The organism is Pseudomonas sp. C2.3V, from assembly GCF_058536325.1.
This window is the reverse complement of sequence record NZ_JBZUBN010000001.1, coordinates 2,145,882-2,158,506: the sequence shown is the minus strand read 5'-3', so window position 1 is coordinate 2,158,506 and position 12,625 is coordinate 2,145,882. Positions and strand designations below refer to the sequence as shown.

The window sequence follows — 12,625 nt, the reverse complement described above, 5'->3', positions numbered from 1 at the left end:
GTCATGATTCGTCTGCTTATCGTCGATGACTCCGCATTAATGCGTCGCCATCTGCAAAAGGTGTTCGAGGCCGAAGGTGATTTCGAACTCGAAATGGCCCGCAATGGCCTCGAAGCGATTGAGCTGGCTCGCCAGTTCGATCCGGACGTCATCACCCTGGATATCAATATGCCTGAGATGGACGGGCTGACGGCCTTGTCCATGCTCATGGCGGAAAAGCCTCGTTCGGTCGTGATGTTTTCATCGCTGACCGAGCAGGGCGCTATTGCCTCGCTTGAAGCGTTGGCGCTCGGCGCGGTGGATTTCTTTCCCAAACCGGGCGGTACGATTTCTCTGAATATTGATCAGGTGCGTGACAGCCTGGTTGCCAAGGTGCGTGCCGCTGCTGGCGCTCAGCTCAAGAAGGCAGGAAAACCACGCGCCGGATCAACCGCGCCGACTCGCTCCCAAATCGAGCGCGAGCCGGTGGAAAAAGCCGTAGAGCTGGCAGGTGACTTGGGTGAAGGGCTTGTGCTGATCGGCTCCTCTACCGGCGGCCCTCGTACGCTGGAAGAAATCCTGTCGAAGCTTCCGGCGAGCTATCCCTGGCCGATCGTGGTTTCCCAGCACATGCCGGCCAACTTTACCCGTGCTTTCGCCGAGCGCATGAACAATGTCTGCGCGCTTACGGTAGTAGAGGTCAGCAGGCCCATGCCGCTCGAAGCCGGTACGGTTTACGTTGGGATGGGGGCTAGTGACGTTTGTATCGGTCGTCGTGCAGGCCGTCCTTATGCCTTGCCCAAACCGGAAAACAACAAGTACCTCTGGCATCCCTCCGTCAGCCTGATGGTGGAAACTGCCATGGAGCATTTCCAGCCAAGTCAACTGATCGGCGTAATGCTGACGGGCATGGGGTACGACGGTGCTGATGAGATGACCGAACTCAAGCGCCGTGGAGGGCGCACCCTGGCTGAGTCCAAGGAATCATCTGTTGTATTTGGTATGCCGGCAGAGCTGATCCGTCGTGGCGGTGCCACGGAAATTATGGCCTGCACTGAAATGGCCGCCACCCTTATCCGTTGGGGAAGCGGTAAAACCACTACGTCTTCTCGAGTATCCCGTCATGCCACTCGTTCGTAATACTCTGGCCGATCAGGCCGGTGATGACCAGCCAAGCGGGTTCGAGCAGCTGCTTGATACACTCGACAGCCCCGATACTGCGGCTCGTCGCTTGGCCGCACGTGCAATAGCAAGGTTTCCAAACGCCAGTAGCGCTCTGATCGATCACCTGGAGGAAGAAGCCGAACCGTCTGTGCGTGAGGCCATTATCACCAGTCTGGCTGCTATCGCCGATGTCAGCTCAGTCACCGCTCTGCTTGACTGCCTGCGCAGTGAGGATGCGGCGCTACGTAACGATGCCATCGAAGCTCTGAAGACGGCAGGTGTTCAGCATCCTGGGTTGATTCAGAACGCGCTGCAGGACTACGACGCCGACGTCCGTATCCTGGCTATCGGCATTCTGGAATCACTCAAGCATCCGGATGTCGAGCTGTGGCTGATCGATCTGCTGGAGCATGACCCGCACCTTAACGTTTGTGCCTGCGCCGTAGATCTGCTGTGCGAAATCGGGAGCGAGCGCGCGGTGCCAGCGCTTGAGGCTTGCCTTGAGCGCTTCCCTGACGAGGCTTACCTGCGTTTCGCCGTTGATCTGGCTATCCAGCGCCTGCGTGGAGAATCAGTCCTGTGAGCCAGACACCCGCGATTACCAAAGAAGACTTCGTGAAGTTTCGCGAATTCTTCTACCGCAAGACCGGTATCCACTTCGATGACTCGAAGCGCTATTTCGTGGACAAGCGCTTGATCGAGCGCATCGAGGCCACGGACGCGGGTACTTTTCGCAACTATTTTGTGAACCTGCGTTTTCAGGCATCGGGTGATGAGCTGCAGTCTCTGGTCAATGCGATGACCGTCAACGAGACTTACTTTTTCCGTGAGGAGTATCAGCTCAAGTGTCTCGTGACGAACATGCTGGAGGAGGTCACCCGACGTAAGCGTGACTCAGGGCCCATTCGTATCTGGTCGATGCCGTCGTCCTCCGGTGAGGAGCCTTACTCCATCGCCATGTACCTGCTCGAATACTGGAAGGGTATTGAAGAGTGGGATGTCGAGCTTTTCGCCTCGGATATCGACACCAATATTCTGGAGCGTGCCAGAAGAGGTCTTTATAGCCCTCGTTCGGTACATAACCTGCCGGCCATGCTGCTTGAGAAGTATTTCAAGCGGCAGAAAACCGGGGATTACCAGCTGATCGATGATATTCGTCAAAGCGTCGAGTTCAGCCGGGTAAACCTGATGAGCGCTGCCGATGTGAAGGCTTATAAGGGCTTCGACATTATTTTCTGTCGCAATCTGCTGATCTATTTCGATGACCTGTCGCGTCGCCAGGCGGCCGACACGTTTTTTGATGCACTCAATCCAGGCGGGATGATCTGCCTGGGTCACTCGGAGTCCATGAGTCGTATCTCGTCTCTGTTCCAGGTACGCAAATTCCCTGAAGCAATTGTTTACCAGAAGCCGTTGGAGGCCCGATGAAACGCATTCTGATCGTCGACGACGCGGCCACCGTACGGCTGTTCAACCGACAAATACTAGAGAAAGCCGGTTATCACGTTGACGAGGCCATCAACGGCATTGAGGCGCTGGAAAAAAGCCTCGAGACGCCCTACGACCTGTATCTGGTAGACGTGAATATGCCCATGCAGGACGGCTTCAGCTTCCTGCGTGAATTGCGCTCCCGGCCAATTGAACAGGCCCCTGCGGTAATGATTACAACCGAGTCGGGTGATCATGATCGTCAGCAGGCTTGGGAATCTGGTGCTAATTATTACTTAACTAAACCGATTAAGCCGGAAGCGTTGCTGAGGCTGGTGAGTGTTCTGACCGGAGAAGGTGCCCAGTGAACGCATTGCTGCAACAGTTTATTCAGGAAAGCCGGGAAGCCCTGGAGTCCATTGGCAGTACCTTGCTCGCCATGGAACGAGAGCCTGGCGATACCGCCCCACTAGGCGAACTGTTCCGCCTGGTGCATACGCTTAAAGGTAACTCAGGCCTGTTTGATTTTCCGGCGCTGACCAGTGTATTGCATGCCGCTGAAGACGTGATGGATGCAGTCCGTAACGGTGAGCTGGACTTCAATCAACAACTGGCTGATCAGCTTTTGAACACGGCTGACTATGTCAGCGAGTTCCTGGATGAGATCGAACAAAACGGTCAGCCGGGTGACGGCTTTCAGGTTCCGCCTCGTGAACTGGTCGATGGGCTGCGCGCGTGGCTTACCAGCAGCGAGACGGCCGTGGTTGCTGCTGGCGCCAAAAACGGTACGTCTGAAAGCGAGTCGCCCGCCTGGGCGACTGAACTGAATGATGAAGTACGTCAGCACATAGCCGATCGTTTGAAGGATGAACAATGCGTTTACTGTGTTGAGTATCGTCCTGCCGCCGATTGTTTTTTCCAGGGCACCGATCCTTTGCACCTGGTGCGTCAGCTGCCGGACATTTTCTGGCGTCGTGTGACCGCTGTAGAGCCCTGGGCGGCAGCGTCAGAACTGGATGCCTATCACTGCAATCTGCGTATCGAATTCCTGTTAGCGATACGGGAAGAGGATCTGGCTGAGCACTTCCGGTATGTCAGTGATCAGGTCAGCTGGGAGGCCGTAACAGCGGCACTGTTTGCTGCACCTGCTCCGGCCGAAGAGGCTCAACAGAGCTTAAGCCATGGTAACGAAGCAATCGATCCACTGGTACGGGACGTAGTAGGCACTCAGCAGATAGCCTTGGCTGCCTGCCTCTCTCAGCCTTGGCGTAGCGGTCAGCATGCCGCCATCGTCCGGACATTAACCAATGTTCTCATGGCTTATCCTGCACTCAATGAGACCTTGCAGCGTAGCGTGATGGACGCCGATCAGCAGCGCAGCGCCACACCGATTATGGCCTGGTTCCAGGCACACTGGCAGACGGGTGCTGACTCCATATCCGAGGCGCCCAAAGAAGAGGGTCGTACTCAAGAGGCCATGAGCGCATGGCTGTCGGCACAGCTTGATCCCGCAGCACCTGTTGTTCCGGTGGTGGAAGCTGCACGCGCGCCTTCCGAGGCATCTGCCGGTCGGCGTCAGGAGGAGGCTGGCAATCATGTTACGCCTAAGGTCCTCAAGATCGAGCAGGAAAAGATCGACCGCTTAATGAACCTGATTGGCGAGATCGTAGTTGCCAAGAACGGATTACCTTATCTGGCCGAGCGTGCTGAAGACCAATATGGTCAGCGCGAGCTGGCGCGAGAGATCAAGGCTCAATATGCCGTAGTCAACCGTATCGCCGAAGACCTGCAGGATGCCATCATGCAAGTACGCATGATGCCGGTTTCTTTTGTGCTGCAGCGCTTCCCACGTCTGGTGCGTGATATCGCGCGCAAGCTGGGCAAGAAGGTCAACCTCATCCTGGAAGGGGAAGACACCGAAGCGGACAAATCCATGATCGAGGCCTTGGCCGATCCGCTTGTGCATATCGTCCGTAACTCCATGGATCACGGGCTGGAGCTTCCGGAGGAGCGTACAAACGCTGGCAAGCCGGAAACCGGCACGCTGCGTATTCGCGCCAGCCAGAACGCGGACCATGTGGTTATTGTTATTGAAGACGATGGTCGCGGTATCGATCCACAAAAGATCAAGGCCAAGGTGGCTGGTAAAGGTCTGGTCGAACAGACCGCCCTGGATGCGATGAGTGATCAGGAGCTGGTCAATCTGGTCTTCCTGCCGGGCTTTTCGACTGCGGAGCAGATTTCCGATCTGTCCGGCCGTGGCGTTGGTATGGATGTGGTGCGCTCAGGTATCGAAAAAGTGGGCGGCCAACTGCGCCTGACCAGTCAGGTCGGCAAGGGTACGCAGCTGAGCCTGACACTGCCGCTGAGCATGGCAGTAACGCAGGTCATGGTGATTGAGTCAGGCGGTCAGCGCTTTGGCATTCCCATGGATCAAGTCATGGAAACCGTGCGCTTACCCAAGGATTCGATCCATACCATCAAGCATCAGCCCACCGCGCAACTGCGCGGTCGCACGATTCCGCTCAAGAGTTTGAACCAGATGCTGGCGGTCTCCGAGGAGCAGGTGCTTAACGAGGATGATGAGTACGCCTTGATGGTGCTACGCAGCCGAGGCGAGCTGGTCGGCCTGATCATTGATGATTTCCACGGCTCGATCGACATCATCCTAAAGCCCATGGTGGGCATTCTCGGTGAGCTATCTGGTTACTCCGGTACGGCCGTGATGGGGGATGGTTCCATCCTGATGATCCTCAACCCCACGGAGCTATTCGAATGAGCATTACCTTCAAGAAAAGCGTAGCCGTATTGGCTGATCAGGTCACGGTGGAAGAGGCAGAAACCCTGCTGGAATGGCTGGTGAAAAACCCGGCCGCAAAGGTCAATCTGGGTGACCTCGAACACCTGCATACCGCTGATCTGCAAGTACTTATGGCATTGAAACCAAACGTTTCAGTTTGGCCGAAAAATACCGATATAAAGGTGTGGCTTGAAGCCGCACTGAATGCGTAGGAGAGAGTGAAATGAGCAAAAACATCATGATCGTCGACGACTCCGCGACCATGCTGATGAGTCTGCGCAGCAGCCTGGAAATGTCCGGCTTCAAAGTCGAGGCGGCCAATGATGGTGTGCAGGCGATGAACAAGCTGCAAGGCGGCTACAAGCCGGATCTGATCATCACTGATATCAACATGCCCAACATGGGTGGTCTTGAGCTGATCGGCAAGGCCCGTGCGTTACCTGGAATGCGCTTTGTTCCCATTCTGGCGCTCACTACCGAGAGCCAGCAAAGCAAGCGTGACGAGGCCAAAAAGAATGGTGCCACCGGCTGGCTGGTGAAGCCTGTCGGGGCAGCGGACCTGCTCAAGGTCATCAAGCAAGTCCTGCCGGGCGCCTAAGGAGCAAAAATGAACAACCAAGCCTACCTCAAAGCCGGATTGTTGCTGGCCATCGTGGCGCTGGGCCTCAGCTCGCCGGTCTGGTCGGCTTGGCTGGCGCAACAGTCAACCCTGGCCTGCATGAGCGTCGCCGTGTTTTTTTCCATTCCGCTGTTATTAATGACGTGGAGGTTGTCCCAAAATTCTGCCCATGTTCCTGAGCGAACAGAGGAGGGGAGCACACACGCAGTCCTGTTCGATAAAACAGTCGCCACGGCCAATGCTGTGCCTGGCCTGAGCCGTATCGTGCAGCGTAACCTGAAAGAGGTGAGTGATGAGACCGAGCGCAATGTGCTGTGCGCAATCGAACGTCTCAATAATATTCATCTTACCGGTCAGAAGCTGTCCGAGACGGTAAGTGAAGGATGTGGTTGTGCCCAGACGCTTTCCCGTGAGGCGGATGAGCATCAGCAGCGCAATGAAAAGACACTGGCGACACTGTCTGCATTTGAAAAAGAGCGCAAGGAAAGCCTCAGTAGTGATATCGAGCGTATGCGGCGCCTGTATGAGGAAGTCAACGCCACCGGGCCGTTGATTGCCCTCATCAGTGATATTGCCAAACAGACCAACCTGCTGGCGCTTAACGCAGCTATCGAGGCTGCACGGGCAGGGGACTCCGGTCGAGGGTTTGCCGTAGTCGCCACTGAAGTACGTAATCTCTCCGCGCGCACGGCAGAGGCGGCGCACTCGATTTCCACGACTATTCAGAATCTGGCCTCACGCTTTGAGGAGGAGTCGACAGCCGCACAAAACCGGCAGGAGGATTTTCTGGCCAGAAGCGGACTGGAACATGTAGGTAATGAGTTGCGTTCCATGGTGAGGTATCTACAGGAAGCAGCGGAATGCATGACGTCAGTCGTCAGTGGTGTCAAAGGGTTAAGCTCCGAAGTGAACAATGATCTGCAAGGCGTACTGTCCTGTTTGCAGTTCCAGGACCCGCTACGTCAGCGCCTGGAGCAGAGCAGTCATATGCTGGACACCTTGAGCGATGTTATGGAGGCCTATGGTGTCGGGCTTGCCTCACCTGAAACCTGTCAGCCGGGGGAGCTACCTGATCTCGATGCTCGGATGCAAAAGCACCTGAACAGCTATGTGACGCACTCACAGCACAAGGGCCATCTTGAAGAGATAGGTCGGGGACACGAAGTGCAGTCCGAAGGACTCAAGATCGAACTGTTTTAAACTTCATACGAATGCAAAAAAGGCCAGCGGGCTCCCGACTGGCCTTTTTTATCGGCTCATGCTCGATGGTTTAACGCCTTCGCCAAGCGATCCCCGCCAAATTGAATTAATGTGACAAGTAATACCAGCCCTATAATGACAATGAACATAACTGACACATCGAACCGCTGATAACCATAGCGATAAGCAAGATCTCCCAGGCCGCCCGCACCAATGGCACCGGCCATGGCAGAGGAATTGATCATCGTAACAAGCGTAATGGTGAATCCGCCCACGATACCCGGCAGGGCCTCAGGTAGCAGAACATGCCAGACGATATGTCGGCGTCGGCATCCCATGGCCTGGGCGGCCTCGATCAGGCCATGGTTTACCTCACGCAGGCTCACTTCAGCGATACGGGCAAAGAACGGCGTTGCTGCAATAGCCAACGGTACGACGGCGGCCCACACACCGTAAGTGGTGCCTACAATCAGGCGGGTGAACGGAATAAGAGCCACCATCAGAATCAGAAAAGGAATGGAGCGGAAGAGGTTGACGATACTTCCAATCAGCCTGTTCAAACGAACAGCCTCGAACATCCCGCCTTTACCACTGGTAACCAGAAACACGGCTAATGGAATACCGGCAATCAGTGCGATCAGGGAGGAGACGCCTACCATTAGCAGCGATATAACCCAGTACCTCCACGAAACGGGCTACCTCATGAGCAGCAGTAATGGCTTCGGCGTCGGTAGTGAAAGTACGGGCAGAGTAGACGGGTGGAGCTACATCTTGATCGTTATCAAGAAGGGTATCTGGCTTGAGCATACGGCCTCGTAATGAGCAATGCCGGCCAGATCCACAGCGGAGCCGGACCGACAGATGAAAAGTCAGTGCAGGTCCGGTGATCCGGTAAATAGACGTTAAAGGAATTTAAAAAGAGTTATAAATACTTTCTAGCTATAAGACTAGGGCGAGCTTAAGAGCAGAAAGCTCGTTACTCAGGCTGCAAGGTCAGGAGCGCGTCTACAAGCGACTCAGCCAGATATTCCACCGAGAAAACACCACCATAGGTCCAGGTTGAGCGGACCGTAGCGAATCGTCGTGCTTGCACGAAGGGCATCGCCTGCCAGAGGCGGGTAGGAAAGAGTTTGTCCTCCTGGGAGAACGGCTCGATATGGAGCACAGCGCCTTCACGTATCTTTCCCAAGTCACTGATAGGTTTCTGTGTAATACCCCAGGCGGTAGCGGGTAAAGGGTAGGCAGGCTGAAGATGCAGTAGGTTCATGGCATATTGGGGCATGGAGTTGTCGCCATACACATAAGCCACCGCCGGCGTAGAAAAGCGAATCACCGTGACCTTCGGAGGTTCGCCATTGAAGTGCTCAAGCAGCCGCTGCCGTAGTTCAGCAATATGGCGATCCATTTCCGCCAAGCGCTGCTGCGCCTGATCGAGGCGATTAAACTGCCTGGCCAGTGTCAGATAATTTTGCCGTGCGGTTTCGTAATTGTTGTGATCCTGTCGATAGCTGTCGAATGACTCTACCGGAGCGATTTGCTCAAGCTTGTCACGCAAATCTCCGAGGGCCGGGCTGGAGATGATCAGGTCTGGCTTGAGTTCGGCCAAGAGCTCAAGATTGGGCTCGACACGGCTTCCAGCATTGAGAACCGATGATGGCAAAGCAGGGCGCACGACCCACACCTTGTAGTCATCGGCGTCCGCTACCGCCAAGGGCGTGATCCCCATTTCGACCAAATGCTCAGCCGCTTCCCAGGTGAGCGCGACTACCCGCTGCGGCGTTTCGGCTGCGTGAGCGAGTGCAGAGCCGATCATCAAGAGTCCGGTTAGGACCCAACGGAGCAGGCTGGGACTGATTTTATGCTTGAGCAACCCTACGCGCCTCGCTGTCTGGCTAACAGAATAATGAAATAGACTCCACACAGAACGGACGCCACGATGCCTACCGGCATCTGGAGGGGATAGATCATGACTCGGCCTATCCAGTCAGCGACAAGCATCAATACGCTGCCCAGCGTGGCAGCGAGTAAGAGTTGAGGCAGTACTTTCCTGGCACCCAGGATGGCTGCAATATGCGGTGCCAGCAGGCCCAGAAAGGCGACCGGCCCCATTACGCTGGTCACGAGCGCGCACATCAGCGAAACCAGAACCAATAGCACGATACGTAGGCGCGTCAGATTCAGGCCGCGACCAAGGGCCACGCCGTCACCTATCGAAATCAGCGACAGGCCTCGATGGAACAGTAGACTGATCCCTCCGATAAGCAGAACGCCTACACAAAGTCCGACAGACTGGCTGGCCGAAACCCGGTAGGTCGAACCTGCCAACCAGCCCATGATGGCGAAGGAGTCTGCTGTCCCCTTGGCCAGGGCAAATTGAAGGATGGCGTCCAGCAATGCCATCAGGGAGATACCTACCAATGCCAGCATGCCCGGTGCATATTGGTGCCGGCGACCAAACAGAAGTAGCACAGCCAAGACCAGCATGCTCCCGGCAAAAGCCGCCAATGGCCCGCCTGCAGTCTGGATAGTTTCACCCATGACAAACGCACTTATGAGGAGGGCAAGCGTTGCCCCGGCGGAAAGGCCAAGAATGTCCGGACTCGCCAAGGGGTTGCGCAGCAGTCGTTGAAGAATGGCACCTGCAATCGCCAGTCCGAATCCTGCCGAGGCGGCCGTTAGCGTCCGCGGCCAGCGAAAGGACCAGACGAGGGAGGAGGGCCAGTTCAACTGCCAGCCTTGGGCGCCCGGCGCCAGGCATAGGGTCAGTAATGCAATCGCCAGGGCAATGCCCAGAATAAGTACCCAGCCTGATGTGGTGATTCTTCTGTCGCTATTGCCTGGGAGCGTCAGTCCGCGCTGGTCTTCTGCCGACATTTTGCGGCGAGAAAGCCATAAGAGTGCCGGTGCACCTATCAATGCGGCCGCTGCTCCGCTGGGAATCAGGTTGATCGTCCATTGACTGGCGAGCACAGCCAGTGCATCGGTTGTCAGCAGTAGAACAGCTCCCAGCAGTGTGCTGTATAGCAGTTCATCAAAGGCGGTGCGAGCGCCGAACAATCGCGCAAGATTAGGTGTGAGCAGACCAATGAACCCAATCAGGCCGACCGCGGTAATGGAAACAGATGTGAGCCACAGTGAGGCGAGAAACAGCATCAACATAATCGGCCATAAACTCATGCCGCGTGCTTGTGCGCCTTCACTGCCCAGGCGCAGCAGGGTCAACGGTCGCTGGGCAAAGGCTAGGACAAGCAGACCGACCGCCAGCTTGGGCAGCAGCCAGATGACCCATTGCCAGTCCATTTGCGCCAGATCGCCAGCCCCCCAGAGGAAAAGATTCCGGGCGTACTGATCGTTGAGCAATACGAGCCCCGAGGCCAGCGCTCCTAGAAGAAGATTCATGGCCATACCGGCCAAAACGATTGGAAGACCAGCAATACCAGATCGCCCTGCAATCAACAGGACAATGCCTACTGCAGCCATTGCGCCCAGTAGCGCGGCCCATTCACCATGATCGGCAGCCAGGGTTGGTGCAATCAGCGTGGCACAAACCAGTCCTAACCATGCCCCTGAGGCCGACCCGATAGTCATGGGTGAAACCAGACGATTTTGTGTCAATTGCTGAAGAAGACTGCCTGATAAGCCCAACGCTGCCCCAACCAGAAGACCCATAACAACCCGTGGAAGCGCAGAGTCACGAAATTGCAGCAGCGTGAAGTCTTGGCTGGAGGCATCGAACAATGCATGCCACTGCTGACCTAACGACAGCGGTGAAGCAATCTGCAGGTGTACGAGCAGTACCAGAAGCAATGACAGTAGCGTGAGCGGATAACGCAGAAGACCTGGTGCAGTAGATAACATGGTTCTGGACGGGACGCCCGTCCCGGTGCGGGTAACGTGCATCTTCAGGCAACAACCGCAATCTTGCGCTGCGCCGCAGGCTGCTCAATGAGTTGAATATCGATCTCGTACAGCTCGGATAGCAAACGACTGGACAACAAGGCCTGTGGCGTCCCGTCAAAGAACAGCCGACCCTGCTTGAGGGCAACGATACGGTCGGCATAACGTGTAGCCAGATTGATGTCGTGCAGAATGACGACAATTCCGCGGCCGGTCTTCTGGTTCAGCTCATGTAAAAGGCCCATCAGCTCATACTGATGAGAGAGGTCCAGGGCCGATGTGGGTTCATCCAGCAGAATCAGTGGCGATTCTTGGGCCAATAGCATCGCAATCCAGGCCCGTTGCCGTTCGCCGCCGGAAAGGGTGTCGGTCAGGTGATCGGCATAATGCGCCACATCCGTTTGTTGCATGGCTCGCTCGATGATCGTCTGATCTTCACGCTGCCAGCGGCCTAACAGACCGCGCCAGGGAAAACGGCCCAGGCGCACCAGTTCACGTACTGTAAGCCCGGCGACTTCCGGCAACCGCTGAGGCAGAAAGGCAATCTGCCGCGCAAATTCCCGCTGGCTCAACCGTGCGATGGGCTGGTCGTCCAGCTCGATCCTGCCGCTGTCGGGCATGGTCTGACGCGCCAGCAGGTTCATCAATGTCGACTTGCCGGAACCGTTATGCCCTAGAATGACTGTCAGCTCATTTCCGGCAAGCCGCAGCTGGTCCAGACTCAGAATGAGTCGTCCGCCGCGGTTGACGCGGATATCAGTGAGTTGCAGCTTCAAGGGTTAACTCCTGTCGTAAACGGGCAATGCGCTCTTCCTGCTTGAGCTTGGGGCAGGTGCTGCATAATTCTCCATCTGCGCGGCGGAAGTGTTGGCAGCAGACCTTGCGTCCAAGCGCCAGCCGCTCTTGTCCGTCGTCAAGCGCAATGCAGATCAGCTCGCTGTTGTCCTTCAGGCCCAGCGCTTCGAGCCACATACCTTCCAGCACACGCATACGGTTGTTGCATAGCGTTTCGCGCAGATTGTTCTGCACATAGAGAAGGGCTGCCAGTACGCAGTCTGCCGCTAGACGGCGGGCCATTTTCGGGTTGAGCTTGAAAACCGTGCCTGCCTCTTCCAGCTGCCGTTCGAAAAGGTTCTGTAATTGCTTGGCGGCGACACGAATCAACGTGTCCTGGTCGGCGATATAGGGACAATGATCATGTAGGTAAAACCCTGCCACGAACCCGTGGTGCACGCGCTGGGCAAACTGATCGAGAGAAGGAACACATCGACCGAGGTGGACACCCAGAATCGTCAGGTAGATCGGCTGCCAGACCATGAGCGTCCAGCTGCGCGCTGACCAGTAATGGGGGCCGGCCTCCGGATGGGCCTGCTGCCAATGGTCATAAAGCGCTGCAATGCGCACATGGTTTTCGGCACTGCCGCAGGCGAGGTCATCCGGGCCTGCAGGGCCTATCGTTCCCTTGAGCCCTAAATAGGAAAGGGCGGAAAGATCCAGCAGGCGGGTAAGATCGGTCTTTACCTGAATCGTCATACGTC

The 12,625-nt window shown here is 56.2% G+C and carries 13 protein-coding genes; 8 read left to right on the top strand and 5 right to left on the bottom strand.

All coding sequences use genetic code 11. The annotated features are described in order from the left end of the window. Window positions 1–3 precede the first annotated feature (3 nt). From cheB to AC4LF3_RS10070, 8 genes are read left to right on the top strand one after another with little or no spacing between them, the layout of a single operon-like run. A complete protein-coding gene (gene cheB, locus AC4LF3_RS10105) occupies window positions 4–1,119 on the top strand; it encodes a chemotaxis-specific protein-glutamate methyltransferase CheB (protein WP_434154748.1) in 1,116 nt (371 codons plus the stop codon). Further along, window positions 1,103–1,726, top strand: a complete 624-nt coding sequence (locus tag AC4LF3_RS10100) for a HEAT repeat domain-containing protein (RefSeq protein WP_219652694.1) — start codon at window positions 1,103–1,105, stop codon at window positions 1,724–1,726. Before cheB ends, AC4LF3_RS10100 begins: the two co-directional genes overlap by 17 nt. Then, on the top strand, window positions 1,723–2,571 hold the full coding sequence (locus AC4LF3_RS10095; protein WP_219652695.1) for a CheR family methyltransferase: 849 nt from the start codon (window positions 1,723–1,725) through the stop codon (window positions 2,569–2,571). Before AC4LF3_RS10100 ends, AC4LF3_RS10095 begins: the two co-directional genes overlap by 4 nt. Next, the gene (locus tag AC4LF3_RS10090; RefSeq protein ID WP_074826539.1) at window positions 2,568–2,939 is read left to right on the top strand and encodes a response regulator; all 372 of its coding nucleotides are present in this window, start codon (window positions 2,568–2,570) and stop codon (window positions 2,937–2,939) included. The genes AC4LF3_RS10095 and AC4LF3_RS10090 overlap by 4 nt, the downstream gene beginning before the upstream one ends. Beyond that, window positions 2,936–5,350 carry a chemotaxis protein CheA gene (locus AC4LF3_RS10085; protein WP_491835226.1) on the top strand — a complete coding sequence of 805 codons (2,415 nt, stop codon included), beginning with the start codon at window positions 2,936–2,938 and terminating at the stop codon, window positions 5,348–5,350. The genes AC4LF3_RS10090 and AC4LF3_RS10085 overlap by 4 nt, the downstream gene beginning before the upstream one ends. Further along, window positions 5,347–5,583: a hypothetical protein gene (locus AC4LF3_RS10080; RefSeq protein WP_010798349.1), complete on the top strand. Its 237-nt coding sequence runs from the start codon at window positions 5,347–5,349 to the stop codon at window positions 5,581–5,583. The genes AC4LF3_RS10085 and AC4LF3_RS10080 overlap by 4 nt, the downstream gene beginning before the upstream one ends. An 11-nt stretch (window positions 5,584–5,594) precedes the next feature. Further along, the gene (locus tag AC4LF3_RS10075) at window positions 5,595–5,969 is read left to right on the top strand and encodes a response regulator (protein WP_150347364.1); all 375 of its coding nucleotides are present in this window, start codon (window positions 5,595–5,597) and stop codon (window positions 5,967–5,969) included. Window positions 5,970–5,978: 9 nt separating this feature from the next. Beyond that, window positions 5,979–7,190, top strand: a complete 1,212-nt coding sequence (locus tag AC4LF3_RS10070; protein WP_491835225.1) for a methyl-accepting chemotaxis protein — start codon at window positions 5,979–5,981, stop codon at window positions 7,188–7,190. Between the two features lie 56 nt (window positions 7,191–7,246). Here AC4LF3_RS10070 and AC4LF3_RS10065 read toward each other — a convergent pair whose 3' ends face one another. The 5 genes from AC4LF3_RS10065 to AC4LF3_RS10045 all read right to left on the bottom strand — a co-directional run bounded on the left by AC4LF3_RS10065 (window position 7,247) and on the right by AC4LF3_RS10045 (window position 12,620). After that, window positions 7,247–7,849, bottom strand: a complete 603-nt coding sequence (locus AC4LF3_RS10065) for a methionine ABC transporter permease (protein ID WP_491835222.1) — start codon at window positions 7,847–7,849, stop codon at window positions 7,247–7,249. Between the two features lie 317 nt (window positions 7,850–8,166). Then, on the bottom strand, window positions 8,167–9,003 hold the full coding sequence (locus tag AC4LF3_RS10060) for an ABC transporter substrate-binding protein (protein WP_491835220.1): 837 nt from the start codon (window positions 9,001–9,003) through the stop codon (window positions 8,167–8,169). Window positions 9,004–9,062: 59 nt separating this feature from the next. Then, on the bottom strand, window positions 9,063–11,048 hold the full coding sequence (gene fhuB / locus AC4LF3_RS10055) for a Fe(3+)-hydroxamate ABC transporter permease FhuB (protein WP_491835219.1): 1,986 nt from the start codon (window positions 11,046–11,048) through the stop codon (window positions 9,063–9,065). 44 nt (window positions 11,049–11,092) lie between these two features. Further along, a complete protein-coding gene (locus AC4LF3_RS10050) occupies window positions 11,093–11,863 on the bottom strand; it encodes an ABC transporter ATP-binding protein (protein WP_289928006.1) in 771 nt (256 codons plus the stop codon). Further along, window positions 11,844–12,620 (bottom strand): siderophore ferric iron reductase, encoded by a 777-nt coding sequence (locus AC4LF3_RS10045; protein ID WP_491835217.1) that lies wholly within the window; start codon window positions 12,618–12,620, stop codon window positions 11,844–11,846. The genes AC4LF3_RS10050 and AC4LF3_RS10045 overlap by 20 nt, the downstream gene beginning before the upstream one ends. Window positions 12,621–12,625: the final 5 nt, after the last annotated feature.